This window comes from Pseudomonas prosekii, assembly GCF_900105155.1.
Classification (GTDB): Bacteria; Pseudomonadota; Gammaproteobacteria; order Pseudomonadales; family Pseudomonadaceae; genus Aquipseudomonas; species Aquipseudomonas prosekii.
Map to the genome: position 1 here is coordinate 1,467,682 of NZ_LT629762.1, position 24,550 is coordinate 1,492,231.

Sequence of the window (24,550 nt, forward strand, 5' to 3'; positions counted from 1 at the left end):
ATAAATTCAGCCCGAAGAAAAGGAGTTCGTCATGAGTGTTTTTTCTGTAGCCCCGATAGATACTGCATCTGGTAAGCCACAAAAAGATGCGCCAAATCAAATTTGGTATGTATTAGAGGGCGACTATGTTCACTTTAAATGCACTGACCCAATACAAGCTTTAGCCATCCTTGCCTACATAAAGAAAACAACAATCCCAGCTTACCGAAGGTGCACAGAGCTTGCTCATGCATTTTATGAAAAAGGAGATGTAAGCGCAGACGCTACATCCCTCTTTGCAAAAAACGCACTTACCAAATTAGAGTGGACTGTTTCAAAAATTCGACAAACGAAACTACCAGACTATGTTCGGTCACCGACCAAAAAACCTAGCGAGAAGAACAACATAGTAGACTTGCAAAACCACAATGAATCCGTGTCAAACGGTCATAAAAAAAACGATATCTAACCGTGAATGCGTCCACGCCCATTAAATGTTGTCCTGGGTGTAGATCCCTCCAGACTCCACCGCCCCGCCGATCTCCCGCTCGCCGTAAAGCAGCGGGTAGGGGTTGCCCTGGGCGATGGTCGTGACCGCGCCGCCGAAGCCGTAGCTGGGGTTGTTGCCGTCTTCATTCTTGTCGTTGGTGTTCGCTTTCGTGGTCGGCGACAGCATCTGCACCACACCACCCAAGCCGACAGCCACGCCGCCGGCGAGCAGTGCAACGCCGAGACCTGTTGTCGAACCACCACTAAACATCCCCGCCACGATCAGAGCCACGCCGAGCAAGGTCTGGAACATGCCCGCCTGCTTGCTTCCCTGAATGATCGGCATGATCCGGATAGCGCCAGCGCTGGAGTCCTTCAGATCGAGCTCGGCCTCCGCGATATTTCGGTCATCGACGAACACGGCAAAGACCAGACCGCGCTCGTCAGCCTGGCGCAGGAACTGCTCGAAGCCCGGCTTCATGTTGCAGAGCGCGCTCATCGCATCGCGCACACCTTGAACGTCGAGCTCGTACTGCCGGCCGAACCGTTTACCCAGAACACCGCCGAGTTTGATGGTGCGCTTCATGGCCGATAATCCTTGTGTCGAAGAATCAGTCGCACCCGGTTCGCCATCGACCAGCCGTAAACTTCACGGCACGCGAGGCGGCCAGGCATGTGGTGGTAGATGAACGGGCCGGCGCCGCCCAGTGTCGCGGCGGGCTCGCTGACCAACGCGGGCTCATCGCCCAGGTAAATCACCGCGTGGTTGGGATGGAAGCAGTCACGACCTGGTGTCGGGATCTGCAGCACCAGCATGTCGCCACGCTGCGCCGTGTCCACTTGGTAGAAACTGGTCGCCTTGAAGTTGTCCTCGTAGAGGCTTGGGCCGGCGGCGTCTTCCCACCACAGATCATGGCGCTCGAAGTTCGGCAGTTGCAGCCCGGCCTCGCGCGCGTACCAATCGCGGCACGCAGCCCAGCAGTCCAGCAAGCCGTGGGAGAAGTCACGGCCCAGCAGCGGCGCCCGGAAGCCTGAGGGCTTGAACCACTCGAACTCACCGCCCGGCCAGCCGACAATTCCCCAGGGCAGTTCGTGCAACTCGCAGCTGACCCGGTCGGCCATGCTCGGCGCCGGCGCTTTGTCGGGGTGACTGTGGATGATCGCCAGCACTTCGCCGCGGTCCTCGGCGGCAGCCTGGTCACGCTCACTGATCTGGAAGTTTTCGCGATCGGTCTTTGCCAAATTGGCGCACGGGACATATTCGCGGCCGGCGGCGGTGCTGATCAGCAGACCGCACGCTTCTGCCGGGTACGCCTGCGCCGCGTGGGCGCGAATTGCGTCCTGCAACTGTTTGTTGATGCGCATGAATTACCTCGAACTGGTGATCAGGCTGGCGCCCATTGAGCCGCCGAACCGACGGGTGTTGCCGCGCAGCTTGCAGCTGCTCCACCAGCCGCCGCAGCGATCGAGCGCAGGGTTGTCGGTGGGTTGGTTCTTCTTGTCGAACATCGCCGTGCCGGTGTACGCGCAGGCTTCCCCGCGATAGCCGCCACGGCACGCCCACCGGCAGAGCTTGGTGATTTGCTGTGATGGGAGTTGCTGGCCTTCCATGTCCGTTGGGCTGGAAAGCGCAAACACTACGGCGGCGCGACTCTCTTCGGTCTTCTGCTCGATGTACCAGAGGTTGACCTTGCTCTGGTCGCTGGCATTGGGATTGCCCTCCGGGAAGTTCGCTGCATCCAGGAAATGCCGGAACGTTTCGATGACACGAACCTTGGCGCCGGCCAGGTCACGGAACTGCAAGCACAGCGCCGTGATGGCGCCCGGCACGCCGCCCAACTCGTTGGCGACCTGCATTGTCGGCGTTGCCGGGCGCCCATCGCCCCGAATGTCGAAACCCTTCGCAGTGATCTGAAGCGGTGAATAGACCTGCCCCTGCCAGATGATGTCGCCCTCTTCTGCGTGGCCATGGAATCGCCAGAGATTCGCGCCCAAGCGCGTAGCGTCGAGCTCGAACAGCCGGATCTGGTTGCCCGGCTCGAGCTTCTGAATGTCAGCTGTGTAATTCATGGGCCTCCAGAAACAGAAAACCCCGCACTTGGCGGGGCTCGATTGATTGATGGATCAGGGGTTGTAGACCTGTTTGAAAATGAAGGTCAGCGTGTACATGTCACCGCCGAGGGGCCGCGGCTTATATCCGGTACACCGGTACCGGCCTTGCTGCCCACCGGGCGGCGTCCAGAGGAACGACTTGTACCCCTCGTGCCGATCGAGAAAATCCCAGACACCTTTCAACTCAGAACCCGGCGCCAGCGCGCCGGTGTGAGTCATGTTCCATGTCTGCCGCTTGGTGTTGATCCCGATGCCGCCGGCTTGGGTGTATCCATCCCCGAAATCGTTTTCCCAAACGTTTTGAGTAACGTCGCCGTCAGTGCCGAGCTGGGCGCAGTAGCTGAATGTTTCCACCATCAAACTCGCCTCCAAAGCAAACCGCCCTGCCCCATCTCGCCCTGAAGAACGCGGCGGATAGTGGCCGTCAAACCCTCACCGGCCATTTCGCCCTGCCGGCGCGCGTCTGCATCACTTGTGCCGGGTTGAGCCTGCACAGTGACAGGTGCGTTGACAGTAATTCCTCCTGCGCCGCCAGAATTAGCGCTCGATGCGCGGAGTTGATCAAGGGTCGCGTCGAGTTTTGCGCTGGTGCCTGCCGTGGTAACGCGCTCGCCTTTTTGCAATAACCAGGTGCCGGTCTCAGGGACGGCGTCGATACCGTCGTGCGCCATGCCGGCCAGCGCTGCACTCGCAACGCCAGCCACCATAGGAGCAGTCGCCGCGGCCGCTGCCGCAGCGGCGGCAGGTGCCGCCGCTGGCCCCACGATAGGAATCGCAGCAGTCGAGGCGAACGCAGCAAGACTCGCCTGAAAGGCAGTTGCCTGCGCGTTAGCCACCAACGTAGGAACTGCGCTCGCCTGTGTTGTCTTACCTACCAGCAACTGCACTGCTTGGTAGATCAGCCATTGCGCGGCCATGTCCGAAAGCGCCTGCAATGTTGACTTGGCGAAGTTTGCGACTAGATCGCCCAGAGCGTCGCCGGCAGTCGCGGCCCCACTCGCAACATCAGAGATAAAATTACTGAGCCCGCTCTGGGCGCTATCCAGCACTGAAGTGGTCGCCTCAGCCGCTTGGGCGGTGTAATTCTGGGCCGCATCTACATAGTTCTGCCACGCATCACTAACACCCGTCATCCAGTTAGATTGGGCTTCGTCCTGCTGCCTATAGTGGTCCTGTTGGATGATGATGCGTTCGGCCAATGCCTCCTCGAGCAGCGCAGTTTCCGCATCGTAGTTGGCCTTCGCGCTTGGGTCGCCCAACAACTCGGCCTGCTTGTACTCCTTGTACATCTCAGCTCGCTGCTTTTCGTAATCCTGTTGTATTGCCAGGTCTTCCTTAAGGCGAGCCCTGAGTTTCTCGCCGGATCCAGCGCCAGCCAGTTCCATCTCAAAGCCTTGTCGAACAGTGGTGTTGCTGTCCTTCAGGTTGGACGCTAGCACGGCCAGCTTCAGGTCTTCCTCGTTTTGCTTCTTGAGTTTGATTCTCCCGTCGAGCTCCGCTGCCTGATCCATCAACCCCTTACGACGCTCGGCGCTAATGCCCTTCAACTTTCCGGATTCAAGCTCAAACGACAGTTTTGCAACCTCGCTGGCCTTGTTCTGCTTGCCGGTAGTTTGATCGATGAGCGCGATCTGGCGCTGATAGCTTTCCTCCGCGTCAGCGCCTCGCCTCTCCAAAGCCTCGGCAGCAGATTTCGCTGCTGATTTTGCCGCCTCATCCGCTTTTTTTGTGGCATCCGCAGCAGCTTCTGCCACATCGGCACGCTTCTGGGCAGCAACGAGCAATTCACCTTCGCCAGCCTTAAGCCCCTCGACCAGACCGGCCTTGACTCGTGCTTCAAGTTTTTCAGCATCCGTTGTCTTGCCAGCTAAAAGAAGGCGCTCCTGAATCTTCTTCGACATCTCCTCATAAACTTTAGAACCCAGAGCTGCATCAGGTGCAGCCAGTCGGCTATTGAGCAGAGATATCTGAGTGCCGAGGGCCTCGAATTTTTGCCGCGCCGTGTCGAGTACAGCGGATTGTTCGATGAGGCCAGCACTCCATTCCTTTACCTTGTCATTTTTAGGAAAGGCCTCCAGGTTCATTTGATACTGTTTGACCTGGTTTTTTGCGGCATCTATCGCGTACGCCTGGAGTCGGTACTCTTTGGTTAAATCGGTCAGAGCTGCCTTGGACTGGTTTTTTGTAAACCCCTCAAACGACTTGTTCAGCCAGTCGACTTGTTCCGCGAGTGCTCCCGCGCTTTCCTTTGCGCTATCGCTGCTTGTGATGAAGTAGGTCAGAGCTGCAGCGGCGGTGATTAAAATCCCTACAGGCCCGCCGAGAAAGGCCATAGATGCAGCGGCTACGCGAGAGGCTGCCGAGACTGCCAGCAGGCCAGTAGCAGCAGTAGTGGAGATCCCAGACATCGCGGCAAGAGCCAGCTGGACTTTGAAAGCGCCAATCTGCGTTGCAACAAAGGCTGCGGCCACTCCGAGGGCAGCACTTGCAAGCCTAGCTACCAAAACACCGGCGAGAGCAGCTGCAGCTTTCGCCGTCAAAATCAGAGCATCTTTTGCTCTAGGTGAATCTAGAGTTTCTGTTAGAGCTTGAACGGCCAACTTGGCCGCGTTCAATCCGCCGCTATCGGTAAGTAAATCATTTATCGTATTCCCTAAGCTTTGAAGCGCACCGCCCAGAGTGTCCCGAGCTGCAGTGGCCGCCCCTCCATATGTACTTTCCAAAGCTTGAAGAACGATGCCCTGTGCCGCGGCAACGTCTCCCACGGACTCTAAAGAATCGACCAGCTTTTTCTGTTCGTCAGAAAATCTAAACCCTTGCTTACTCAAGGACGCAAGTCCGGCGCTCGGAACATCAAGCGAACGTCCAATAAGTTCAGCCGCCTGTTTAACTGTGGTTCCCGTGCGTGACGCCATATCTGCGGCAGCCTGCAATGCACGAGGAAACTCCTGGCCAACGATACCCGTGAAGGCAAGCAATGCAGTTTGCGCCTGAGAAATGTCACCGCCGGAAAAGCTCGTAGCATCAGCAAAAGAATCCGCCATGCTGTTGAGTTGATCGCGCGTGTAACCCGCAGCCATCCCAGTAGACTTGAGCACTGCGGCCAATTGAACCTGCTCATTCTCGGCGTCAATTGTATTGTTGATAAAGGTCGTGAAGATTGCGCCGATTGAAATTCCTGAGATGGCGGCAGCTACGGCTGACGCGGCTCCGCTTAACGATCCCAATCCGCCGGCGGCGGCATCTGCAGCGGCCCCTATTCCTCCTGCGGCCTTTGAAGCAGCGCGTTCCGCTTTTTCAAGCGGGCCTGTGAATCCGCCTATCTTGGCAATCAGGTCAAGCGTCAGAGTGCCAAGTGAACCCGCCATGCTTATCTCCAGTCGTAAAAAAACCCGCTCCGGGCGGGTTTTACATAAATGCTAAGTACAGAAGCTGTCCCATACTCGAACAAAATCATCGGTTCCATCATCAAAGAAAACCGTTGCCCTTTCATGTATGTATGCAAACCGCTTCATGCCAACATAACCGCCAAAACCATTCTTCGAATTAACTGTTCCGCAAACTGCGTGCTCATTTCCTGTCACAACATGACGAACTGTCGGACCAAACTTTGCGCTATCCGGATCCTTTAGTTTTTCGGAAACCAAATTAAACGCACTAGACTCAAGCGCAGCTTCAGTCAGTTCACTATTATTTGAACGCGAACCCTTATCATGCCCACCAAAAAACCAAAACCCAATCGCGGCGACCACAAAGAAAAACAAGGCAAGTTGAATTACAGGTGCGGCACTTTTAAAGCCGGCAAAAGTTCCTTCGGCATCTTTCCGGTTTGGCGATGAACAGCTAGGGCAAACGGGGTCTTTCTCTGGATAAAAAGCACTGCATTTTCTACATTTTGTCGTGGTCATGAAATCCCGCTCCTTTTGAGTTTCATGACTTTATCATTAGCTGTCGAAAAAAATTCCAGAGGTCTATGCCCAGCGAGCTACTGCTTCGTCCAATGACTCAACCCGCGGATCCATGTGCGGCGCAAAATCTTCCTGATGAAGCCTTAGTGCGTCCTTGGGCAACTTCACATTCGCGTAGAAGGCCTGGAATCGAGCGAGAGCTGTTTCGACGCGCATGCCGGGATGAAGCGACCCACGCTTCTGGCGAAATTTCATCCAGACTAAAAACTCAGGGTAAGTTAAGTTTTCTTGCGCTTCGGCGATGGTGCGCCCGCCTATTCCATTCATGACGAGCTCACACCATATTTCGTCTATTGGCTCTAGCGCGTTTTCTTTCCCGGGTTTTGAACCTCGCCGATCGCGATCAATAGAAGGTTGGTCAGATCCGGATCAAGTGCACCTTTGGCGGCGGCACCTTCTTCGGCGGACGCGGCTTCGCCAGTGATATCCGCAACAGTGAAAACCGCCCGCCCCTCTGCATCGCAAATGCTCGAAGCAATGCGAGACGCGAGTGGGTCGGCTCCACGGTGAGCAGCAATGTCACCCACTGCAGTCTGGTAGGAAAGTGGCCGCACGAAACAGGTGAATTTCGCACCGTTCCATTCGATTTGTTTCTCCACCGGCCTGGCCGTGAAGGCCTTGGACTTTTTCAGGTTTGCAATATTCAGTTCCATTACGCGGAAACCTTACGAATCCAGGCAGAACCGCCCGAGCGCTGAATCGACACTGTCGAAGCAACTACGGCATTCTGCGCGAAGGTGAATGGGAAGTCGGCAACATACCCCTGAAAGGCGAACCAGGTGCGGGTTGGTGGAAGATCGAAATCTTCACCCGACGCAAGGTTGGCGGTGGCCGTCGCGCCAGAGCCAGCACCACCAGTAAGCGCGAGCGTTGGCACCGAGGTATAGCCCGACCCCTTATTGGTGATGGTGATGCCTGTGACCGATCCGCCGGTCAATACTGCTGTCGCTGTTGCGCCGGTACCGCCACCGCCGGTAATTGCCACTGACGGAGCGCTGGTGTAGCCGGTGCCACCCGCCGTTACAGTGGCGGTGCTCAGTGCCCCGGACGCAGCGATGGTTGGAGCGATATCGGTACCGTCAGACCAGCCAACCACCCACTTCACCGTGGTGTCGCCGTTTTGTTCGGATAACTGATGCAAGCGAATGTGGCTGGCGTTGTTGGGGTCGGCGTTCAAGCCGAGAGAAGCTTGTCCAGGCGTGCGCAAGCCCTTCTTGTAGGTGCGCTCCTGAGCACTCAGGCAAGTGTCCTCAATCTGCTCAGCCGGCGAACCGCCCGGATCAAAGCTGGTGGCGCACTCGACTTCCATGATGGTCATTGGCCCGGTGCCGGAAAGTGGCGGGACCAGCGCGTATACCTGGGTTCCTTGGGAAAGGATCGACATGGCATTCTCCAAATGTCGGACATAAAAAAACCCGCACATGGCGGGCTTGGGGGTGGGCTGGATTTCAGTTATCTGGGTACAAGCCAGTCGATGTCGAAGCTGGACCGGTAGAGTTTTGTTTCTGCGTCACGGGTCTCACCGCCCCAACGCGTTACGTTGGCGGAAAGCTCAATCGCATGACTTATCGCCGACGCCACGGCGCGGGCGGCTGAGCCCGTGCTCGCGTAAACGTCGACTTGCAGCGTGTAGCCGTCCAGATCGGGCCGGCCCGATAGGTAGTTTTCGGGAGACCCCATGATCACTTGCCATACCGCGTATGGCTTGGCGACCCCTTCTGGAGCATCGGCAAAGGGATACAAGCGCGTCGGGCTGGTTCCAAGGAGAGCGGTCACTCCAGAGTCCGCAACGCAAACAGCGAAAATCGGTGCTGTCTGCATCACCTGCTCCCTGCTGCATTGATCGCGCGCATAACGGCTTTTTCGTATTCGGTGACGAACACTGCTGTGGCCTGCTCAATACTTTCCGCCAACGCTGGGCGCATAAAGGGTCTCGCTGCAACGCGCGACGTTCCAAATTCCACGAACCGCCAATAGAATGTGTCGCCGCCTGGATTTTCAGAGCTGCCGCCAACGGCATAAGTACCCCGGCGACCACCCTTGCGGGTGTGCATGTTGTTGTATTCTTTCGCTCCGCCCATGATGCCGACACGAAAACCAAGGTCACCGGTTGTCTTAAAGCGCTTGCTGCTCCAGCGAATGGTGACGTTTTTTTCAATTTCCTCTGAAGTCGCTGCGTCGTTAACTCTCACGGCGCCTTCTTTAACTTTATCTCTGATGACCGCGGCCGCCTTCCTCAAAGCAGACCGACCCCCTTTCTGCTTCACGTCGTAGTTCACCGCCTTCAATTTTCCGAGCAGCGAGTTAAGTCCGTCCATCTTGAAGGAAACATTGTCAGCCATCATTCAACCCCTTCGACACCAGAATGGTGAGGTATTCCAGGCCTGACACAGGATCGGGCATCGGCGGGCCTTGGATGTTGTAGACGTCGCCTCGGTGCAGGATGCGCATCGTCGGCAGCACGCCGATTCGGTAGCGAATAACCATCCTGCCTGAAGCCTCGGATTGGCCGGCCTGTGCCGCGATCAGATCGCGAGCGCTGAGTGGTTCGACCGAAGCAGGAACCTTATCCCACACCGTCGTCCATCCCTCGATCTCTTCGCCGGTGACTGGATCTTGGGTCAGGCCAGGCGATTGGAAGGTGATGCGTTGTCGCAATCGGCCGGCTTGCATCAGACACCCATCCCGACGCGATACGGCGTCAACAGAGCTTTGGAAGCCTGGGGCAGTTCGGTGGCAATTGTGCCGGTGACTACCTCTTCACGGTTGGCGAATAGATGGCCGAGCTTCAAGAGGCAGGCGGACTGAATGCTGGGGTTGATCACGATTCCCCGGGCGGCTCGCGTTGCGGCGTCCAGGGCCTCCGAAAAAGAAAACTTAGCGTCGGCTAGCGCTTCGCACCGCAGGAGCTGATCCTCGGTCACAGCGGCAGCGGCCAAGGCAGCGTCATATTTGATTCGAGCAGCGTTCCGTGCTGCGGGCACTTGCAAGCGAGCAGCATCAAGGGAAGCCTGATCAACAAAAAACGAGCGCTGGAGATAGGCCATCGCTGCATCTTCGGCCCCATCCAGTTGCGACTGGACGAGATCCTGATCCTCCGGTTCGGCCAAAAGGTGCTTCATCGCCAATTCGATGCTGATCACGCTCATGATTATTTAGCCTTGTTTTTCAGCTCGGTTTTCGGCTTTTGGTTGGCCTCTGGCGCGGCTTTGTTGTCCGCTTCCTTGGCCTGTTTGTTTTCGGGTTCGGCCGCCTGCTTCACGTCGTAATCCTCAATCAAACCGTTCCGGTGAAGCTCCTTGGCGCGGAATTCATCGACGGCAATGGCTCGGCCTTTCTTCACGTACTCATGACCGTTAAGAAAGCCCTTTTTGGTTGTCACTTCGATATCTGGCATCAGCACACACGCCCGGTCACCCGGGCGCGCTCCTTGGATGATTGAGGAATTAAGGCGTTGGGTCTTCGAACTCGCCGTGCACGAACGATTCAGGACGGTACACCGCCAGCGCCAGGCGCTCTTCGGCACGGATGGTGACCATGTTGGTGCGGAAGTTGTCGCCGTCTTCGGTCGAAACCTCGACAGCAGCGTCTTCGCGGTCGAACACCTGGGCAGCGATGTTCATTGCGCCCACCAGGAACTCGCCTTCGGGTACCGCGTTGCTGTCCACAACTGGCAACTTCCAGAGACGCTGGACGCCGCCTTCTTGGACGTTGACCCAGATGTAGGAGCCGGTGCTGTCCTTGGTCAGCTCGATATCTGCCCAGTCGACCGGGTTCAGCGCGATGGCCGAAGCGCGGTATTCAGCGACCCGCACTTGCAGGATCGCGCGGCGCAGGGTGTCGATCTTGGTGTCACCGGCCTTGCGCAGTGCTTCGTTGAAAGTGGTGGCTTGCGGGATCAGGCCCAACAGGTTCTGACCGGTGCCGTCACCAGCGAGGATCTGCTCTTCTTCTTTGTACTTCAGGCCGTAGATTGCGCGGCCGTTGATGTAGCTTTGCAGCAACGGGATGTCCGACAGGACCTGCTTCGATGCTTTGAACCAGTGAGCGATGGTTTTAACAGTGGTAGTGACCATGCCAAACGACAGATCGGACTGGGCCTTCAGCGCGCCCTCGCCTGCCTGAGGTGCTGCCATGTTCTGGAAGCCGGTCTCTTGCACGAACTCAACCGCGTTGGAAGCGGTTCGGCCAGGCATGATCAGATCACGGATCGTGAACTGACGCTCAGGGTCGGTGATGATCCCGGCCACGCGGGTTGGCTGAATGCCCACACCGACGCCCCCAGTGCCAGTGGTAGCGCTGGTAATGTTGGTGACAGCCTTCAGGTTCAGGCGCGCAATACCGCGGCCTTTCGTGGTCAGTGCCTGATAGTCGTCCGAATCCGACAACTGTTCACCGACGGACTTTTGTTCACTCGGATCGTTCGCGGCGAAGCGGCGAGCCAGCTTTTGCTCGATGTCTTGGAAGCGATCCTGCAGGTCGAGGCCGTCCTTCACCAGGCCATCCAGAATGGTTTTGGTCTCAGTCAGGATGGTGCCGTGCTCTTTGATTTCCTTGTTGGCTTTCTCGGCGAAAGCCTTGATTTCCTGGTCGCGCTGATCAAGCAGATCATTCACTGCTTTCAGCTGGATCTTGTCGTCCGCATGCTCCTTGCGGTGCATCTGACGGTCTTCGGCGCGAGCCTGGTTGCTCATGGCGTTATGCATGGTGAATCCTCAAAACGAAGGGAGGGACAGTGCTGGGCGCGACTTGAGCGCCTCGACCACTTCAATTGCTGCCAGGTCGCCCGCGGACTCGCTCCGGAGCAGATGCTGCAGTCCGCGATTGGCAATCACCGCGGACTGAGTTTTCGAGAAGCCTGCCTCGCGCAGGAGCAGCTCAAATTCAGGAAGTGAAGGCAGGCCGCCGTGGGCCAGCTTCGACTTGATGGTGTCGGTTCGGGCCTCGTCGTTGGCCGGCACAGTCACGATAGAAATCTCGACCAAGTCGAGTTTGGTCAGGGTCCGGATCCGGGTCTTCTCGTCGAAGCTGGATTCACGGACGTAGTAGCCGATGGAGAGACCGGTGATAGATCGAGACTTCATGCCTCGCATGGCGATGCGCGCATACGGCGCGTCAGCCAGCCAGAGTTCGCCATCGCCAAACAGGCCTTTGGTGTCCTCCTTCAAGGTGTCCATCGACCACGAACCGATGGGCTCGGCAGTACGGTGCTGCCACAGAACCGGTAGCGATCGAGACTTCGCCTTCAAATCGGCGATGGATTCCAGAAACGCACCCGGGGCAACGACTTCGTTGTAGCTGTCGATCACGCCAAACACGGAACCGTACCCAGAAAAAAGGCCGTCATCGCTGACAGCCTTTACGTCGTAGTCGAATGAGCGGTACTTCACCGCCACCGATTGGTCTTTTCGGTTCATTCAGAATTACCTTTTGGCTTGTCGTTGAGCCAATCAATCAACGCTGAACGCGCCTGCTGGGCATCGCCGGCATCGCCGCCGAGCTTGTCGATCGGCAGCATGTTTGATTGAACTGTGAGCTGTTCGGCGTTGCCGCCTTTGGGCGCGAGGTTCTCTTTAATCCGGCACTCGTCGCGGGTGTAGATGCCGTTCTGGGTCATCGAGCTGTAGAAGGCGGCGCGAGCAGCGCTATCGGCACGAAGTAAGCCTTCTGGGTTGAACTTGGCGTAGAACCGGCGGCGCTCTTCGGGGCGCAGCAGACGCCGATTAATGCTCTGCTCGATGCGCTTCATCCAAGGCAACAGCGTGAAGCTCAGGAACCCGAGCATTTGCTGCTCCATGCCCGTGCCCCAGCTGGTGCTGTTCGATGTGTGGCCGACCATCCAAGGCGGAACACGAAACCACCGGCAGATTTCTTCGACGTTGAAGGCCCGGGTTTGCAGCATTTGGGCATCTTCAGGGCTCATCGACACCTGCTGATATTTCATCCCCGCTTCCAGAACCATCGTCTTTCCGGTGTTCACGGCACCGGCGAACTTGGCCGCCATGTCCTCACGGATGTCTTCTCGCTGTGCTTTGTTGAGAATCTGATCGGTCGATAGAACGCCGCCGAGCTTCATCCCATTGGCGAACATCTTGCTGGCCGACTCATCGGCAGCCATCGCAGCGCCGAATACATTGCGACCCATAGCAACCGGGCTCAACCCGAACATGGGGTCCGTACCGAACCCCCGCGTGTGCATCATTTGCTCATCAAACAGCGTGTGAGGCTTGCCCTCGCTGTCGATGAACCGATATTCGATAGCGCCGCTGCTCGTGCGCCGAGGCGGAGAAACCGACTGCGGGAGAATGAACTCCAGCGAAGAAAGATCGCGTCCGACCAAATGGGGCTCATTGAAACTGTTGCCGCTGAGCAGCAAGCTGGCCACCACGCATTCCCAGAACTCCACAGGGGTTTGGTCGGCGTTCGGCTGCTGGCTGATGACACGGTGTACCGGGTGAGAAGTGGCGACCTCGGGCACGCCGTTTTTATCTTCGTAAAGCGCGATCGGGAGAGTGGCCAACGTTTCGGCAATGAGCCGAACGCAGGCCCACACCGTCGACAGCTGAAGCGCTGTCTGCTGGCTCACCGTTTTGCCGGATGCCGAATCGGTGCCGTAGTAGCCGTTCCAAAAGGCTGCATCACCGAGACCAATACGCCGTCCAACCCAACCCGCCAAAGAAGATTTGACCAACCCAGGCTCTGCCGATTTGAACAGCGCCTGCCGCAATACTGACTTGAGAGGTTTATTCACCGATCAGCCCCTTGCGAATGAATCCAGCGGCGGCCAGGAACGATACGGCGGCGCCAATTAAGGCCCAACCGAGACCGGCTAGGAGAAATACGCCGGCGACAAACAGGCACAGAGCGGCCACGGCCGCCACGATGAAGATGATCAGGCCTGTATCCATGGGTGAGTTATCCAACAATGATTGGTTTTGAAAAGAAGTCGCTGATGTTGCCGCTGTTGTCGTTGGCCAGAATTAGCGCCCTTCCGATAGCCATGATCAGCGCGACGGCACCGTCGATCTTGTTGTCGTCACCCTGCTTTATGGGCCGCACGACATCGTCGTTTCCAGGCATGTTCTTGCCGATCACGTTGGCGATACACCACGTCATGATTGGATGCCCATCGTGATGGAACCTGCCGGCTGTGATAGCCGCCTCGAGCTCCTTCATGGGGTCGGACATGTTGGTGTAGTTCTGCGTGATCGTTATCGGGCTGAAACCTTCGTCGTCAAGATCGTGACTGAGACCGGTTGCGCCGTGTGGGTCAATTGGGCACTCCCGGACGGGGGCTTGATGATTTGCTTCTTTGGTGTCTTCGAAGATTTCGCGGTAATCAATCTCGGCGCCGTCGGTTATGTCTAGGTGCTTTGAATTGATCCAGGCTTGGAACCGTTCGGACATGCGTTTGTTGTCGCTGTCGTACGCGGTGTCATATGGAACCCAGAACTTCGGAGCCACGCTGTAGTAGTGGGTCTTACCATCTACGACACGCCAGAACAGACGCGCCCGTGAGTTCATGTCCAGCTTGCGAGCCAAGTCGAAGCCTGCGATCCACTCCTGCCCCTCGAACTGCTCGAGTGTGAGCGTGGTGTCTTCGCACGATCTCCAGTCCTCCATGTTGAAGAAGCCGGATTTAGCGCTAACCCAGAGGTTCAGGTGCTTCGTTTTGAACGTATTCGCGAAGCGAGCCGAGCGTATTGCCCTGGCCTGCTGGCTCTCTAGGTACTCTTGGAATACTGAAACACCATGATTCGGGTTGGCCTTCGCCAGCATCTTTGGATCGGTCCAGTCATCACCCTCATCGAGGGTCCAGATCCAGCCGAACAACTCTTCGTCAGGCACGGTGCCGGCCAGCATCTCCACGACCTGGCGCCGTTTGTCGTAGCAAGGCCCTTCGATATCGGCGCCGGCGGTGGTGATGATGAACATCAGCGGCTGCCGGCGGGCACCCATACCGGTGAGCATGGTGTCGTACTGGGCCGACGTTGGGTGTTCGTGGTATTCGTCGACGATCGCGCAGCTGGGTGATGCGCCGTCGCCAGGGTTGCCAATCAGTGGTTCGAAGCGACTGAAGTCGGACGGGATGTTCATGTTCGAAGCGTTGACCTCGATGCCCGCGGCCTGGATCAGCATGGGCGACTTGCTCACCATCAGCTTGGCCGGGCGGAAAACTTCCCACGCCTGTTTCTCCGTGGTCGCCCCGGCATACACTTCGGCGCCGAACTCGCCGTCGGCAACGAACATGCTGATGCCCACGCCGCCCGCGACAACGGATTTGCCGTTCTTCCGAGGCACTTCCCAATAGCTTTCACGGAACCGGCGGTGGCCGCCTTTCTTTTTGACCCAGCCAAACGTGACGGCCAGGCCGAACAATTGCCAAGGCTCAAGGCTGATCAGCTGACGCTTGAATGCCCACTCGCCCTTTGTATGCGGCAGGAGCTGCATCAGCTTCAGCTTCTTCTCCGCCTTGATCGGGTCAAACTTGAAACGGAAGCCGCGTTTGCGGCTGGCGGCCAGGTCGTCGAAGTGACGCTGTACTGCCTGGTGGATGTAGCGGCACGCCGGAACCTTCCCGCGAAGCAATGACCGACCCCAGGCCGTCGCTTTGTCGACGTTGGGGTGGGCAGATTTGGTCATCAGCTACTCAGTAGTTTGGCGAATTCGTTGGTTTCTTTCTCCTTATTGCCACCAATCAGGCGCGTGCGGCTGGCCGGGTCCAAACCCAGCATCGAGCCGAATGTCACCATCTGGCGCATCGTCTCGTTGGCAGCGGTCAACGCAGGATTTTTCATCGGGCCGCCAGTGGCACCGGACACGACGATGCCGTGCTCCTTGATCGACTCCTGAGCCATTCGCCAGTTGTCATAGGCGGAGCAGAATGCTTCGACGTTATGCAGATCGGTGATCGCGACTACGTTTTCGCGCAGCAGCTCGGGAACAATCATTTTCCACATGGTGGCGGCCCGAGGGCTGAACCACTCCGGCGGGTCTATCTGGGTGATCTTGGAAAACTGGGGCTCGGCAGTGTTCAGCGCACGCTTGCCAGGGTTTCCAGCCAATGCTTTCTTGGCCGTTGGCTTGGGTTTGCGACCACGGCCGGCGACCGTGGCGGTGCCTCCCATCGCGCAACTCCTGAATTTTTAATTTCGCGGGTGTGTAAGAAGCCTTGAGGGCGCGGTCTAGAAGCCAAAGGGCCTGAACTTTCGACCCTCCCCTACCCCCTGATCGCGAATCGCTCTCATTTGACCGGTTTTCGCTGTTTTTTCGAGACTTTTCTGCTTTCAGCGCCGCGCATTGCCGAATCCACCGTCTTCGGCGGCCGTCTTGGCCGAGTGGCACGGACCGCAAAGGCTTTGCCAGTTGGTCTTGTCCCAGAACAGGGCCATATCGTTCTTGTGCGGGATGATGTGGTCGACGTCGGTTGCCACAACCACCAGCCCACGCGCTGAGCAATGCCGGCAAAGCGGGTACTTGGCGAGGAAGCCAGCGCGGGCCTGCTGCCACTTGTAGTTGTAGTTACGCTTCGTGCTGCTCTCCCGAGGCTTGGCCCGCGCCATGCTCTTCAGTAGGTGAGCGTGCTCATCACAGTAGCGTGGGTTACGCGTGAGCGTGTTGCAGCCCTGTGCGTTGCATGGCTTCTGCGGCCTCAGCGGCATGGCGAGCCGTCCATGTACCTGCGAGGCTGGGCATCAGGATCTTCTGGCTCATCCTCGCCCATCGCTTGGATCAGTAGATCCAGCCTCTCGGCTACCTGGCTCATCGACTGGGCCGTGCTCTCTTGAGCGCTCACCATTCTTTCCAGCAATAAGATCAATGGATCGTTCATATGCCACCTTGCTCCACTTGTTGATCCATTCGCGCCGGGCGGCGCATCCACCGCATGCCATGGCCAGCCCTCTACTTGCTCTGACTGCGCTTGATCTGTGCATCCACCTGGTCAGCACACGTGTCGAGCAGCTTGATGGCCTGATCCTTGAGCTCCCACACATCGCCATTCAGGCGAAGGTCAGTCTCGTCGGGGTCTACCCGCTCACAGGGGATCAGCTCGGGCGCTTCAATTCTTACGGCCTGGGTCTTTGTTACCACTGCCGGCTTTCCCGCGCAGGCCGTCAGGCAGAGGCTGAGCAGCCCAATCACGAACAGGCTTGCTGTTGCGCTTGAGATCTTCAAAGTCTTTCCTCGCCTTTTTGGCTTTGTCTTCGCTGGCCTTGATTCGCTTGTTCAGGTCTTTCAGGTAGTCAGCGTTGCGCTGGGCTTCGGCCAGGAGCGTGGTGATGGTGGCCTGGCTTTCGGTGTTGGCCTTGATGGCGTCATCCTTGCTGCGGGTTTCGACAGCCACCTCGCCGCGCAGAGCGACAACGCGGTACTGCTGAATCCCGATGAGCAGGAATGCGACCAGGGCAATGATGATTGCTGCGGCTACTGCCTTCATGCGGCATCCGCCTTGCGACCGAGGAACCGGGTCACCAGTTCGCGTATCGCTGTAACGCCAAGGAAACCGATCGTTCCGCCGGCGGCAACTGAAAGGCTAGGAGGCCAGGCCATCCACTCGATGAGGCTCGACGCAACCAGGCTCAGCGCTCCACAGATCAGCGACTCGAAGAAGATTCGACGCTTACTGGTTTCTTTTGCGTCATACATGATGCGCAGTAGGGAGACGGTGACGGCCATGATTGCGCCCTGCCATAGCGGATTGCTCAAGGCCTCCAAGAACTTGGCCCACGTGTCTGGCTTATCAGGCATGGCCGGCATCTCGGAATCCTCCCTCTCGGGGAGCAAAATAGATTCAGCTCCAACAGCACTCCCAGCTCAGAGCGATGGGTGTGGCGGAGCCGAAAACGAAAAAGCCCCGGCAAATGCCGAGGCTCAAATAACTGTAGAAAGCAAAAAGCCCATCTCAGAGACGGGCTTTGCACGCGGAAAAACCGCAAAGTAACTGAAATCTATAGTTCGTCCCCGGCCCTGTCAAGCGGCTTCGCGACGAATATCGAGAGCTCCATCAATCCACGCAACTCCAGCCTTCCAGAGCTGCCGAGTCTTCTCCTCGCCAAACTTCATTTTCTTGCCAACCTCCATGAGCGAGGTGTCTCGACTGGTGTAGTACCGCATGAGCACTTGGCCGCATTCCGGGTAGCGCTTGAGCAGCCGGCCCATCAAGCCATCGATCATCAGCGCGTCGTCGTCGGTGATCATCGGTGAAAGGATCGTGTTCTCGCGAGACGCACAGCAGGAAACTCCGGAGCCCAGGACAACCCAGCGGCCCCAATGCTCCAGCAGATCCTCGGCGGTACGCTCTTTAAATGTCGGTGTGAATGCCATGGATCAATCCCCTGTGTAATTAGTGCCGCCGGCACCGCGGCGGTTGTTCTGTTCGTACTGCCGGCCAGCACCGCATACCTCCAACTTGCGAAATTGCGCAAGTTGATGATCTGCGGCCTGCAGGCGGATGCTCAGCTGAGTTACCAGCACATCCAGCGGCAGCACCTCGCCAGTGTCGGCAGTAACCCAGCCGGAGGCGTTGCACTGGATGCAGGCCAGATCATGAAAAACGCCTTTCACAACCGCCCTGCCCTTGCATGCCAGGCACTGAGCCAAGTCGACTTGATCGACCTTGAAGGCGGGGCCATGCTGCTTTTTCATCATTTTTAAACCTCGCCTATGGTTGATTCTTGAATAGGGTCGCAAGCCTTATGTTCCGTGGCTTGTAGAGCATTTACCGAATTTTCGTTTCTACCGCCCTCCAACCCGTGAATCAGGGCAAAACCCTTCTGGTCTAAATGGGCGTGCCACAGTTCGAGGGCGGCGCGCTTGCGCTCCTCAACGGTGGTGTGGATGTAGGCCTGCACGTTGTGGCCCATGGCGTGGTTGATCAGCATCTCGCCGATCAGGAAGTCGATGCCGAGGTCTGCCCAGCCAGTGCGGGCCAACTTGCGCAGGTCGTGACTGCTCCACTCTCCCTTCCCTAGCCCGGTGAACACGGCGCTGGCCTGGCCTTCGCTCAGCGGTTTTCCGCTGTGGGAGCGAAACAGGCAATCACCGTCGTAATGGTTCGCCTGCTGCGTCTCGCGGTACCGGATTAGAAGGGTGCAGACCTGATCGGTCAGTGGGAGCGAGTGCTCGACGCGGGTCTTGGTATTGCCCACCGGCAGATACCAGGTGCGCTCGGCAAGGCTGATGTGCGACCACTGTGCTTTGCGGGTTTCACCGATGCGCGTGCCGTGGCAGAGCATCATCAAGGCGAGCATGGCCGGTTGTGGCTCCCTCCCCCACAGATCCTGCAGCTGGCTGAGCAACGCCTCGATCTGCACACCGCGAAGGCGTGCCGGTTTGGCCTTGATCTTGGTCTTGGAGAAGTCACTGAACTTGATGCCCGTCATCGGGTTGGAAGGGATCAGGCACAGCGTATGCGCCTGGCGGCACGCGACCACAAGCAGGCCGAAGATCAGCCGGACGAACTCAAGTGATAGCGTCTCCTGAAGCGGCCACATCAACTGAGTGTCCAGGGTGCCATGACGCACATCCGCCAGCGGCAAATCACCCACGCGCGGGATAAGGTGGCAGGCGATCGCGGACTTGCCCGTGGCCTTGCGCTTGTCGGAGAGGTTGCGGTCGCGGCTCATGCGGTCGGCGTACCACTTCAGCAGCTCGCCCAGTGTCGACCATGCCGATACGGTCGCCCCGGCTTGCGGATCCGCAGCCAGTTGCATGCGCAGATCAGGCAGTGCGGCCAGCACAGCCTTTGCCGACAGATCGGGATAGGCCCCGATCCGGTTCCACTTCTTGCGCACCACCAAACTCCACGTCCCGCGTGGCCGCGCCTCGGTGAAACGGAAGTACAGGCCGGGGTGGCGAGGGTCGCGCATCAGCACGGCTGACGGATCATCGGCACGGCGACGAATCTCAGCGTCGGAGAAGGCAACGGCCAAAGTCATGCAGCCACCACTGTAGGAGCGAGCCGGAGATAAGCGCGAATCTGCTCCATCGCATCGAAGTGGCCACGGCAAACCACGGCGAGATAACCCTGCTCGTTGAGTTTGCGAATGCGCTCGTGTTGGCTGGCCGAGATGGCAGCATCGTTCGGCGGCGTGGCCTTGAACTCGATGTACAAGCCGAAGTACCCGCCGCGCGCCATCGTCAGCACCAAGTCAGGGATGCCGGCCACCACGCCCTGCTGCTTCAGTTTCGCGGCTACTGCCTTGTGCCGGTGCCCGCCGTTTGGGACGTGATAGATCAGGTCGGCGACGGCCGGCATCCGCGCGCGGAGTTCGGCAATCAGCGCTGCCTGCTCAAGGCCTTCGCGGTCGATGGACTTGGCGCGAACCGGCTTCGTCTTGAACAGTCGCATGGCTGCGGGATTCATCGGTGTTCACCACGCGCTTTCCGGTACCGGCGATCAATCAGGCCGCACAGCTCCCGGATCGCCCAACAGGCCAGGACCAAAACTAGAAGAAAAGACTTTGGCTCGATCATGTTGCCCCCTTTACGGTCAGAATTCCGGCCCGGATCAAGGCCTCATGTGTTTCGGCGATCGCGCGCGGCATGTCCTGCCAATCCACGTCGCCGGCGCCGCGACCGTCGATGACGTCATGGCATGCGCAGCAGGCATAAACCGCGACAGTGTCGAAGCCCTTCATGCCCATGCCCTTCTGGCCGCAAGGTAGATGCGCGAGCACGGTGGTGGCTGGGTTGAAGTTGCAGACGCCAGGCAGGCGGACCGTGCAGTCTTGGCCGTTCGCCGAGGCGCGGAGTTTCTTTGACGTCACCTTCATTCCGGCGCGCTCGCCTGCTCAAGCTCGATCAACAGCTCGAGGAAGTGCTTTGCCTTCTCCAAATCGGCGATACCGCCCTTGTCTCGCCACCGCGTCACATACTTGATGACACTACCCTCAGCGAACGGGATGCCGTTGGCGTGGATGTATTCAATCGGCTGAATCTTCAGCGACTTGTAATGGCCGCCCGATACCTGCTTTTCGAGTGCGCTCATCAGAACCTCTCCTTGCTCGCATAGCGATCGGCCATGCTGGTGACTTTCGCGGCCTTTGGCGGCTCTACCCAGCCCGCTGCCAACTGCTCGAATCGACTGTATTGGCCGAGGAATGCCGTTCGCACGGTGCCGGTTTCGATGTCCCGGCCTTTGCCGATGATTATTTCGGCGATACCCTTGGCTTCGCTGTGTTCGTGGTAAACCTCGTCTCGGTACACGAACAGAATGATGTCGGCGTCTTGCTCGATGGCGCCGGACTCGCGAAGGTCCGAGTTCAGCGGCCGCTTGTTCGGACGCTCCTCACACTTGCGCGAAAGTTGGCTGAGCAGGATCACCGGCACACCCAGCTCCCGAGCCATGTTCTTGGCACTGCGGGTCATGTGGCTGACCTCCTGCTCACGGCTGAAGGTGCGCGAGTCAGATTCCATGAGCTGCAGATAGTCGATAACGATCAGATCCAGGCCGTGGCGGCGCTTGTGGCGGCGGGCAGCCGATCTGATCCGGTTAATAGTCATCGTTGGCCGGTCCGAGATGTACAGCTTCGAATGCTTGAGTTTTGCAGCAGCGCTCATCAACTCGGCGCCGTGGCTGTGGGGTGCTTTTCCGTTCTTGATCAGTTGCAGCGGAACACGGCCTTCGGACGCCATGAAGCGATCCATCAGTCCGGTGTTGTGCATCTCAAGGCTGAACACCATCACGCTTGCCGCTTCGCGGATAGCGGCGTTAGAAGCGATGTTCATGGCCAAAGTTGTTTTGCCCATCGCCGGACGACCAGCAATGACGATCAGCTGCTCCGGCTTGAGCCCCTGCAGCTTTTCGTCCAGATCCGGAATTCCAGTGGGCAGGCCGTCGATACCCTCCCCGCGATCCGCTCGGGCCTGCAACACCTCAATGTAATCATCGAGAATATCCGCCGCCTTCAGCACCTCAGAGGTTGCCGATTGACCGTCGATTGCTTGGGCTTCGGCCTGCACCGCTGCGACCTTGTCGGCAGTAGGCTGGCTGCTATGAGCGATTTCGTTGATCCGGACGCTCAACTCGATCATGGCCCGGTCAAGACTGCGCTCGCGAACAGTTGCGGCGTAGGAGGCTGCGTTGGCTGCACCAGGAGTGTTCTTGGTTACCTCGGCCGCATAGGCCACCGCATTGTCGCCACTGGGCAGTTCGCCGAGAAACAGACCAACCGTGACGGCGTCAGCGGGTTTGTTTTCGCTATGAAGGGCAAGAATTCCACGGTAAAGCGCGGCGTTGTCGTCGTAGTAAAAGTCATCGACGGTCAGGTCGGCGCTGAGAATGTCGATCAGTTCAGGACGAAGGAACATTGCCCCAAGAACGCCGTGTTCGGCCTCAACGCTATAGGGATCACGCATGGTAGTTTCCCTCCACGACCTTGACGAAGTTACTCGGTGCAATCAGCCAGTCGAAGTTGCAGCGGAAAGGATTACCCCCGGAAGCGGACACCTCCCCCATCAGGAACTTGCTCGAACGCACAAGAGCGAAGTACTCAGCCCAGAACTGGAGATCCTGATGCACATCGCTTTCACTCCAGCGAGCGCCGATCTTGGCGATCCGATCCTTGGTCAACATCACGACTCGAGGAAACTCTGGAATCGTCTTGTTGAACAAATCGACGATTGCCTGAGTTGGGCATTTCGGCTTCGAAACTTTCGGCGGCTGCTCATCGCCAACAAGAGGTGACGGTTCACTTGATGGTTCTATTACGGTTCTGGGTGCGGCTGCTGCGGGGGTTTCTGTCGTGAGCTGCGGGGGTGGTGGTGCGGCTGCTGCGGGGTGCGACGTTTGCGGGGGTGCATATGCTGCCGGGGTAAGGGTGTACATTGTCGAGCGACCCATACGCTCACGAACGGACAGCAATCCGACCTGGCCAAGCCACTTGATTGCCGTCTGAACTGTTCTCTCAGCAAGGCAGGTTCTTTCCGCGATGCGAGCAACGGAAGGCCAGCAAACGCCTTCATCGTTCGCGTTGTCAGCCAGCGATATGAGCACAGCCTTCTGCGGGCCGCTCATGCCCTGCAGTGGCCAGCACAAACTCATAATAATGGTGCTCATGCAGAAACATCCTGGACAGCAGCCAGTGATGCCTTCAAGTGATCAAGGCATTCACGACTGAATTGAGACTTGGCCGCGCGCGAGTACTGAGAACGCACCATCAGAGCGGCGTGCATTGCGGCGGTTTGGTGTCGCGACACGTTTGGAGAGTTCGCAAAAGATGTCGCGACATGGCGGGTATTGCCTGGAGCGGTGTTCGTGTTCATAATGGCCCCACTTTGTTTTACAAGTTGTTGAAGAAGCCGCCCTGCCAGGCGGCTTTTTTATGCCTGCGATTCAGGCGTTATAGGTGTCCGGCGCATCTGTGGTAGCTTTTTGATTCCACTCGAAAAGGCCTAGGAGGCCGGACATGACAGATCAAACAGTGTTCACGCCATTTGAAGCAGGTGTTACTGCAGCTCTTATGCTTGTTGGGAAGGCGATTGCGTCGAATCCACATCTGAATGTGGAAGAGCTGAAGCAAGATGCTCAGCGCCTACTGGAGAGCCTTCCGGCCGAGCCGAAATGGGTTGGCGGCAAGAGCATTCACCATGCGGGGATTGAGAGCCTGCTAGCGGGGATTGAGAAAGTTTCACGTTAGTAATCAAGCTGGCGAGGTAGTCGAGCTTCTCGTCTGCCCTGCCATCTACTGGAAATCCTGACTTAACATTCTTGTTCGCCATTTCTATGCCCTTCCTTTGTACTGGATGAATTCACAGCTAAACCGTGGTTCTGCCGCTACTTCCATATCCCCGCGATACTGTCTTCAACGGGGAATCGACTATTGGGATGACTTATGCCGCGGATTGCTTTGTGTCTGCCTTTAACTGGCCATTCGTTAACAGCTCAAGCTGGTATTGGCGCAACTGCGGTATCTCGTCACCCCACTGACGGACAGCCTCGTATGTGATGCCGAGCGCTTTGGCCAGAGGGGTGATCCCTTTGAAATGTTTAATTGCGTCGGCACGGTTCATGGCTGACTCCTTGGGGTATGCGGCAATTCAAGCATGCTTGTGTTTACTAAGCAAGCATGCTTGCCAAGCTAACTTGTAGATTGCTCACATGAAGACAACTGATCGAATTACTAAACTTGTGCTTGCGAGGAAGCCCGAAATTGGCGTTCGCGGGTTCAAGCGTGACTTGGCGAATACCTGCGGAGTCAGCTATGAAGCTGTTCGCCAGTGGTTTGCCGGGGATACCGAGAACATAAAGAACGAAAACCTGATCGCGATCGCCGAGGGTTACGACACGACCGTTGATTGGCTTCTGTCAGGCAAGGGCGAGCCGCCGCCACGCAAGGAAGGCACGCCACTTAAGGCAGCCGTGGAGGCAAAGTCTTCTGCCGATATCGTTCGCCAGATGCTGGCTAAGCATGGGAAAAATCTTCCTGATGATGCCCGGCAAAAAATTGCGGATGCAGTTCAAGAGACGGCTTTAGAAGTGAAGTCCGGCAACGTGATTGCGGCCGACTTCTCTGGCATCAAAGCGACCGCCGAAGAAATACTGATACCGCAATACGACATCCGCGCAGCGATGGGCCACGGACAGGTCCCGGCCGATTACAATGAGGCAATCAGGAATCTGGTAGTTCGTGAGGATGTGCTTCGTGAAAAAGGGGTGACCTACACTTCGGCGGCTGCACTCGCGCTGATCACGGGCTGGGGGCAGAGCATGGAAGGCACGATAAACGACAAGGACCCTGTCGTTGTTGATCGTGGCGTGTCCGAATTCATCGGTGAAGGTATCTACGTCATCACCTGGCACGATCTGCTCTACATCAAACGCCTGCAGATGATCGACGCCGAGCATTACCTTTTGATCTCGGACAACAAGCACTATGAAAACCAGCAGGCGTTGATCGAAGACGTGAGGATCCACGCGAAAGTCCTGCTGATTTGGAATGCAAAAAAAGCGTAAGCAATGGTGCACCGCTAACGCACATGAAAAAGCCCGCCTCGTTGCG

Annotated in this window: 36 protein-coding genes and 2 pseudogenes; 3 read left to right on the top strand and 35 right to left on the bottom strand. The window is 57.6% G+C overall.

The genetic code is table 11. The features are described from left to right. The first annotated feature begins 31 nt into the window (after positions 1-31). The gene (locus BLU01_RS27520) at positions 32-448 is read left to right on the top strand and encodes a hypothetical protein (RefSeq protein WP_157720145.1); all 417 of its coding nucleotides are present in this window, start codon (positions 32-34) and stop codon (positions 446-448) included. A gap of 21 nt (positions 449-469) precedes the next feature. On the opposite strand, the gene BLU01_RS06835 is transcribed toward BLU01_RS27520, so the two are convergent. From BLU01_RS06835 to BLU01_RS06990, 34 genes and pseudogenes are all read right to left on the bottom strand, one after another. Further along, positions 470-1,054 carry a tail assembly protein gene (locus BLU01_RS06835; RefSeq protein ID WP_092272489.1) on the bottom strand — a complete coding sequence of 195 codons (585 nt, stop codon included), beginning with the start codon at positions 1,052-1,054 and terminating at the stop codon, positions 470-472. Further along, positions 1,051-1,833, bottom strand: a complete 783-nt coding sequence (locus tag BLU01_RS06840) for a C40 family peptidase (RefSeq protein ID WP_092272492.1) — start codon at positions 1,831-1,833, stop codon at positions 1,051-1,053. Before BLU01_RS06840 ends, BLU01_RS06835 begins: the two co-directional genes overlap by 4 nt. A gap of 3 nt (positions 1,834-1,836) precedes the next feature. Beyond that, positions 1,837-2,538 (bottom strand): phage minor tail protein L, encoded by a 702-nt coding sequence (locus BLU01_RS06845; RefSeq protein WP_092272495.1) that lies wholly within the window; start codon positions 2,536-2,538, stop codon positions 1,837-1,839. 54 nt (positions 2,539-2,592) lie between these two features. Further along, positions 2,593-2,937: a phage tail protein gene (locus tag BLU01_RS06850; RefSeq protein WP_092272498.1), complete on the bottom strand. Its 345-nt coding sequence runs from the start codon at positions 2,935-2,937 to the stop codon at positions 2,593-2,595. Next, positions 2,937-5,948 carry a phage tail tape measure C-terminal domain-containing protein gene (locus BLU01_RS06855; RefSeq protein WP_157720146.1) on the bottom strand — a complete coding sequence of 1,004 codons (3,012 nt, stop codon included), beginning with the start codon at positions 5,946-5,948 and terminating at the stop codon, positions 2,937-2,939. Before BLU01_RS06855 ends, BLU01_RS06850 begins: the two co-directional genes overlap by 1 nt. Before the next feature lie 51 nt (positions 5,949-5,999). Then, positions 6,000-6,488: a hypothetical protein gene (locus BLU01_RS27525; RefSeq protein WP_157720147.1), complete on the bottom strand. Its 489-nt coding sequence runs from the start codon at positions 6,486-6,488 to the stop codon at positions 6,000-6,002. Positions 6,489-6,551: 63 nt separating this feature from the next. Beyond that, positions 6,552-6,815 (bottom strand): hypothetical protein, encoded by a 264-nt coding sequence (locus tag BLU01_RS06860; RefSeq protein ID WP_092272501.1) that lies wholly within the window; start codon positions 6,813-6,815, stop codon positions 6,552-6,554. A gap of 32 nt (positions 6,816-6,847) precedes the next feature. Further along, complete coding sequence (locus tag BLU01_RS06865; protein WP_092272504.1) at positions 6,848-7,201, bottom strand: phage tail assembly chaperone family protein, TAC; 354 nt, start codon at positions 7,199-7,201, stop codon at positions 6,848-6,850. Continuing rightward, a pseudogene (locus tag BLU01_RS27960) lies at positions 7,201-7,365 on the bottom strand (phage tail tube protein); the annotation flags it as partial. The pseudogene BLU01_RS27960 and the gene BLU01_RS06865, both read right to left, overlap by 1 nt. A gap of 105 nt (positions 7,366-7,470) precedes the next feature. After that, positions 7,471-7,932, bottom strand: a pseudogene (locus BLU01_RS27965) (phage tail tube protein); the annotation flags it as partial. Positions 7,933-8,000: 68 nt separating this feature from the next. Continuing rightward, a complete protein-coding gene (locus tag BLU01_RS06875; protein WP_092272510.1) occupies positions 8,001-8,369 on the bottom strand; it encodes a DUF3168 domain-containing protein in 369 nt (122 codons plus the stop codon). Further along, a complete protein-coding gene (locus tag BLU01_RS06880) occupies positions 8,369-8,890 on the bottom strand; it encodes an HK97-gp10 family putative phage morphogenesis protein (protein WP_092281497.1) in 522 nt (173 codons plus the stop codon). Before BLU01_RS06880 ends, BLU01_RS06875 begins: the two co-directional genes overlap by 1 nt. Beyond that, entirely contained in the window at positions 8,883-9,221 is a 339-nt protein-coding gene (locus BLU01_RS06885; protein WP_092272513.1) for a phage head closure protein, read from the bottom strand. Before BLU01_RS06885 ends, BLU01_RS06880 begins: the two co-directional genes overlap by 8 nt. Next, on the bottom strand, positions 9,221-9,697 hold the full coding sequence (locus tag BLU01_RS06890) for a head-tail connector protein (protein ID WP_092272516.1): 477 nt from the start codon (positions 9,695-9,697) through the stop codon (positions 9,221-9,223). The genes BLU01_RS06885 and BLU01_RS06890 overlap by 1 nt, the downstream gene beginning before the upstream one ends. 2 nt (positions 9,698-9,699) lie before the next feature. Further along, on the bottom strand, positions 9,700-9,945 hold the full coding sequence (locus tag BLU01_RS06895; protein WP_092272519.1) for a hypothetical protein: 246 nt from the start codon (positions 9,943-9,945) through the stop codon (positions 9,700-9,702). 49 nt (positions 9,946-9,994) lie between these two features. After that, complete coding sequence (locus BLU01_RS06900) at positions 9,995-11,254, bottom strand: phage major capsid protein (RefSeq protein WP_092272522.1); 1,260 nt, start codon at positions 11,252-11,254, stop codon at positions 9,995-9,997. 9 nt (positions 11,255-11,263) lie between these two features. After that, positions 11,264-11,965 carry an HK97 family phage prohead protease gene (locus BLU01_RS06905; RefSeq protein WP_092272525.1) on the bottom strand — a complete coding sequence of 234 codons (702 nt, stop codon included), beginning with the start codon at positions 11,963-11,965 and terminating at the stop codon, positions 11,264-11,266. Continuing rightward, entirely contained in the window at positions 11,962-13,299 is a 1,338-nt protein-coding gene (locus BLU01_RS06910; protein WP_197675582.1) for a phage portal protein, read from the bottom strand. Before BLU01_RS06910 ends, BLU01_RS06905 begins: the two co-directional genes overlap by 4 nt. Next, a complete protein-coding gene (locus BLU01_RS27755; RefSeq protein ID WP_092272528.1) occupies positions 13,292-13,456 on the bottom strand; it encodes a hypothetical protein in 165 nt (54 codons plus the stop codon). Before BLU01_RS27755 ends, BLU01_RS06910 begins: the two co-directional genes overlap by 8 nt. A gap of 7 nt (positions 13,457-13,463) precedes the next feature. After that, on the bottom strand, positions 13,464-15,191 hold the full coding sequence (locus tag BLU01_RS06920) for a terminase large subunit (protein WP_092272531.1): 1,728 nt from the start codon (positions 15,189-15,191) through the stop codon (positions 13,464-13,466). Further along, entirely contained in the window at positions 15,191-15,676 is a 486-nt protein-coding gene (locus tag BLU01_RS06925; protein ID WP_092272534.1) for a phage terminase small subunit P27 family, read from the bottom strand. The genes BLU01_RS06920 and BLU01_RS06925 overlap by 1 nt, the downstream gene beginning before the upstream one ends. Positions 15,677-15,835: 159 nt before the next feature. After that, complete coding sequence (locus tag BLU01_RS06930; protein ID WP_092272538.1) at positions 15,836-16,210, bottom strand: HNH endonuclease; 375 nt, start codon at positions 16,208-16,210, stop codon at positions 15,836-15,838. Continuing rightward, positions 16,201-16,380 (bottom strand): hypothetical protein, encoded by a 180-nt coding sequence (locus BLU01_RS27530; RefSeq protein WP_157720148.1) that lies wholly within the window; start codon positions 16,378-16,380, stop codon positions 16,201-16,203. Before BLU01_RS27530 ends, BLU01_RS06930 begins: the two co-directional genes overlap by 10 nt. Positions 16,381-16,451: 71 nt before the next feature. Continuing rightward, positions 16,452-16,640, bottom strand: a complete 189-nt coding sequence (locus BLU01_RS27970) for a hypothetical protein (protein WP_231987134.1) — start codon at positions 16,638-16,640, stop codon at positions 16,452-16,454. Beyond that, positions 16,609-16,986 carry a hypothetical protein gene (locus tag BLU01_RS06945; RefSeq protein ID WP_092272545.1) on the bottom strand — a complete coding sequence of 126 codons (378 nt, stop codon included), beginning with the start codon at positions 16,984-16,986 and terminating at the stop codon, positions 16,609-16,611. Before BLU01_RS06945 ends, BLU01_RS27970 begins: the two co-directional genes overlap by 32 nt. After that, the gene (locus BLU01_RS06950; RefSeq protein WP_092272547.1) at positions 16,983-17,306 is read right to left on the bottom strand and encodes a phage holin, lambda family; all 324 of its coding nucleotides are present in this window, start codon (positions 17,304-17,306) and stop codon (positions 16,983-16,985) included. Before BLU01_RS06950 ends, BLU01_RS06945 begins: the two co-directional genes overlap by 4 nt. A gap of 213 nt (positions 17,307-17,519) precedes the next feature. Beyond that, positions 17,520-17,873 carry an antiterminator Q family protein gene (locus BLU01_RS06955; RefSeq protein WP_092272550.1) on the bottom strand — a complete coding sequence of 118 codons (354 nt, stop codon included), beginning with the start codon at positions 17,871-17,873 and terminating at the stop codon, positions 17,520-17,522. A gap of 3 nt (positions 17,874-17,876) precedes the next feature. Beyond that, positions 17,877-18,194: a hypothetical protein gene (locus BLU01_RS06960; RefSeq protein ID WP_092281503.1), complete on the bottom strand. Its 318-nt coding sequence runs from the start codon at positions 18,192-18,194 to the stop codon at positions 17,877-17,879. A 5-nt stretch (positions 18,195-18,199) separates the two neighbouring features. Beyond that, positions 18,200-19,486, bottom strand: a complete 1,287-nt coding sequence (locus BLU01_RS06965; RefSeq protein WP_092272553.1) for a tyrosine-type recombinase/integrase — start codon at positions 19,484-19,486, stop codon at positions 18,200-18,202. After that, complete coding sequence (locus BLU01_RS06970; protein WP_092272556.1) at positions 19,483-19,914, bottom strand: VRR-NUC domain-containing protein; 432 nt, start codon at positions 19,912-19,914, stop codon at positions 19,483-19,485. The genes BLU01_RS06965 and BLU01_RS06970 overlap by 4 nt, the downstream gene beginning before the upstream one ends. A gap of 106 nt (positions 19,915-20,020) precedes the next feature. Then, the gene (locus tag BLU01_RS06975) at positions 20,021-20,323 is read right to left on the bottom strand and encodes a nuclease domain-containing protein (RefSeq protein WP_092272559.1); all 303 of its coding nucleotides are present in this window, start codon (positions 20,321-20,323) and stop codon (positions 20,021-20,023) included. Continuing rightward, positions 20,320-20,538, bottom strand: coding sequence for a DUF3310 domain-containing protein (locus BLU01_RS06980; protein WP_092272562.1), 219 nt, complete (start codon positions 20,536-20,538; stop codon positions 20,320-20,322). Before BLU01_RS06980 ends, BLU01_RS06975 begins: the two co-directional genes overlap by 4 nt. Next, positions 20,538-21,908, bottom strand: coding sequence for a replicative DNA helicase (gene dnaB, locus BLU01_RS06985; protein ID WP_092272565.1), 1,371 nt, complete (start codon positions 21,906-21,908; stop codon positions 20,538-20,540). Before dnaB ends, BLU01_RS06980 begins: the two co-directional genes overlap by 1 nt. Beyond that, entirely contained in the window at positions 21,901-22,608 is a 708-nt protein-coding gene (locus tag BLU01_RS06990; RefSeq protein ID WP_092272568.1) for a helix-turn-helix domain-containing protein, read from the bottom strand. The genes dnaB and BLU01_RS06990 overlap by 8 nt, the downstream gene beginning before the upstream one ends. A gap of 349 nt (positions 22,609-22,957) precedes the next feature. On the opposite strand from BLU01_RS06990, the gene BLU01_RS06995 reads away from it, so the two are divergent. Beyond that, the gene (locus BLU01_RS06995) at positions 22,958-23,188 is read left to right on the top strand and encodes a hypothetical protein (RefSeq protein ID WP_092272571.1); all 231 of its coding nucleotides are present in this window, start codon (positions 22,958-22,960) and stop codon (positions 23,186-23,188) included. Between the two features lie 193 nt (positions 23,189-23,381). On the opposite strand, the gene BLU01_RS07000 is transcribed toward BLU01_RS06995, so the two are convergent. After that, positions 23,382-23,561 carry a Cro/CI family transcriptional regulator gene (locus BLU01_RS07000; protein ID WP_092272574.1) on the bottom strand — a complete coding sequence of 60 codons (180 nt, stop codon included), beginning with the start codon at positions 23,559-23,561 and terminating at the stop codon, positions 23,382-23,384. An 88-nt stretch (positions 23,562-23,649) separates the two neighbouring features. On the opposite strand from BLU01_RS07000, the gene BLU01_RS07005 reads away from it, so the two are divergent. Beyond that, entirely contained in the window at positions 23,650-24,504 is an 855-nt protein-coding gene (locus BLU01_RS07005) for an XRE family transcriptional regulator (RefSeq protein WP_092272577.1), read from the top strand. Positions 24,505-24,550 lie beyond the last annotated feature (46 nt).

Excerpts from the sequence above, each read along its gene's own strand:
- BLU01_RS06925 (WP_092272534.1), bottom strand. The coding sequence starts at position 15,676 with ATGGGAGGCACCGCCACGGTCGCCGGCCGTGGTCGCAAACCCAAGCCA.
- BLU01_RS06975 (WP_092272559.1), bottom strand. The coding sequence starts at position 20,323 with ATGAAGGTGACGTCAAAGAAACTCCGCGCCTCGGCGAACGGCCAAGAC.
- BLU01_RS06875 (WP_092272510.1), bottom strand. The coding sequence starts at position 8,369 with ATGCAGACAGCACCGATTTTCGCTGTTTGCGTTGCGGACTCTGGAGTG.
- BLU01_RS06950 (WP_092272547.1), bottom strand. The coding sequence starts at position 17,306 with ATGCCGGCCATGCCTGATAAGCCAGACACGTGGGCCAAGTTCTTGGAG.
- BLU01_RS06995 (WP_092272571.1), top strand. The coding sequence starts at position 22,958 with ATGACAGATCAAACAGTGTTCACGCCATTTGAAGCAGGTGTTACTGCA.
- BLU01_RS06850 (WP_092272498.1), bottom strand. The coding sequence starts at position 2,937 with ATGGTGGAAACATTCAGCTACTGCGCCCAGCTCGGCACTGACGGCGAC.
- BLU01_RS06905 (WP_092272525.1), bottom strand. The coding sequence starts at position 11,965 with ATGAACCGAAAAGACCAATCGGTGGCGGTGAAGTACCGCTCATTCGAC.
- BLU01_RS06930 (WP_092272538.1), bottom strand. The coding sequence starts at position 16,210 with ATGCCGCTGAGGCCGCAGAAGCCATGCAACGCACAGGGCTGCAACACG.
- BLU01_RS06900 (WP_092272522.1), bottom strand. The coding sequence starts at position 11,254 with ATGCATAACGCCATGAGCAACCAGGCTCGCGCCGAAGACCGTCAGATG.
- BLU01_RS06860 (WP_092272501.1), bottom strand. The coding sequence starts at position 6,815 with ATGAATGGAATAGGCGGGCGCACCATCGCCGAAGCGCAAGAAAACTTA.
- BLU01_RS06835 (WP_092272489.1), bottom strand. The coding sequence starts at position 1,054 with ATGAAGCGCACCATCAAACTCGGCGGTGTTCTGGGTAAACGGTTCGGC.
- BLU01_RS06845 (WP_092272495.1), bottom strand. The coding sequence starts at position 2,538 with ATGAATTACACAGCTGACATTCAGAAGCTCGAGCCGGGCAACCAGATC.
- BLU01_RS06945 (WP_092272545.1), bottom strand. The coding sequence starts at position 16,986 with ATGAAGGCAGTAGCCGCAGCAATCATCATTGCCCTGGTCGCATTCCTG.
- BLU01_RS27755 (WP_092272528.1), bottom strand. The coding sequence starts at position 13,456 with ATGGATACAGGCCTGATCATCTTCATCGTGGCGGCCGTGGCCGCTCTG.
- BLU01_RS06880 (WP_092281497.1), bottom strand. The coding sequence starts at position 8,890 with ATGGCTGACAATGTTTCCTTCAAGATGGACGGACTTAACTCGCTGCTC.
- BLU01_RS06965 (WP_092272553.1), bottom strand. The coding sequence starts at position 19,486 with ATGACTTTGGCCGTTGCCTTCTCCGACGCTGAGATTCGTCGCCGTGCC.
- BLU01_RS06980 (WP_092272562.1), bottom strand. The coding sequence starts at position 20,538 with ATGAGCGCACTCGAAAAGCAGGTATCGGGCGGCCATTACAAGTCGCTG.
- BLU01_RS06840 (WP_092272492.1), bottom strand. The coding sequence starts at position 1,833 with ATGCGCATCAACAAACAGTTGCAGGACGCAATTCGCGCCCACGCGGCG.
- BLU01_RS06955 (WP_092272550.1), bottom strand. The coding sequence starts at position 17,873 with ATGGCATTCACACCGACATTTAAAGAGCGTACCGCCGAGGATCTGCTG.
- BLU01_RS06895 (WP_092272519.1), bottom strand. The coding sequence starts at position 9,945 with ATGCCAGATATCGAAGTGACAACCAAAAAGGGCTTTCTTAACGGTCAT.
- BLU01_RS27525 (WP_157720147.1), bottom strand. The coding sequence starts at position 6,488 with ATGACCACGACAAAATGTAGAAAATGCAGTGCTTTTTATCCAGAGAAA.
- BLU01_RS06990 (WP_092272568.1), bottom strand. The coding sequence starts at position 22,608 with ATGAGCACCATTATTATGAGTTTGTGCTGGCCACTGCAGGGCATGAGC.
- BLU01_RS06890 (WP_092272516.1), bottom strand. The coding sequence starts at position 9,697 with ATGAGCGTGATCAGCATCGAATTGGCGATGAAGCACCTTTTGGCCGAA.
- BLU01_RS07000 (WP_092272574.1), bottom strand. The coding sequence starts at position 23,561 with ATGAACCGTGCCGACGCAATTAAACATTTCAAAGGGATCACCCCTCTG.
- BLU01_RS06970 (WP_092272556.1), bottom strand. The coding sequence starts at position 19,914 with ATGAATCCCGCAGCCATGCGACTGTTCAAGACGAAGCCGGTTCGCGCC.
- BLU01_RS06855 (WP_157720146.1), bottom strand. The coding sequence starts at position 5,948 with ATGGCGGGTTCACTTGGCACTCTGACGCTTGACCTGATTGCCAAGATA.
- BLU01_RS06960 (WP_092281503.1), bottom strand. The coding sequence starts at position 18,194 with ATGAAAAAGCAGCATGGCCCCGCCTTCAAGGTCGATCAAGTCGACTTG.
- BLU01_RS06920 (WP_092272531.1), bottom strand. The coding sequence starts at position 15,191 with ATGACCAAATCTGCCCACCCCAACGTCGACAAAGCGACGGCCTGGGGT.
- BLU01_RS27530 (WP_157720148.1), bottom strand. The coding sequence starts at position 16,380 with ATGAACGATCCATTGATCTTATTGCTGGAAAGAATGGTGAGCGCTCAA.
- BLU01_RS06885 (WP_092272513.1), bottom strand. The coding sequence starts at position 9,221 with ATGCAAGCCGGCCGATTGCGACAACGCATCACCTTCCAATCGCCTGGC.
- dnaB (WP_092272565.1), bottom strand. The coding sequence starts at position 21,908 with ATGCGTGATCCCTATAGCGTTGAGGCCGAACACGGCGTTCTTGGGGCA.
- BLU01_RS27520 (WP_157720145.1), top strand. The coding sequence starts at position 32 with ATGAGTGTTTTTTCTGTAGCCCCGATAGATACTGCATCTGGTAAGCCA.
- BLU01_RS07005 (WP_092272577.1), top strand. The coding sequence starts at position 23,650 with ATGAAGACAACTGATCGAATTACTAAACTTGTGCTTGCGAGGAAGCCC.
- BLU01_RS06865 (WP_092272504.1), bottom strand. The coding sequence starts at position 7,201 with ATGGAACTGAATATTGCAAACCTGAAAAAGTCCAAGGCCTTCACGGCC.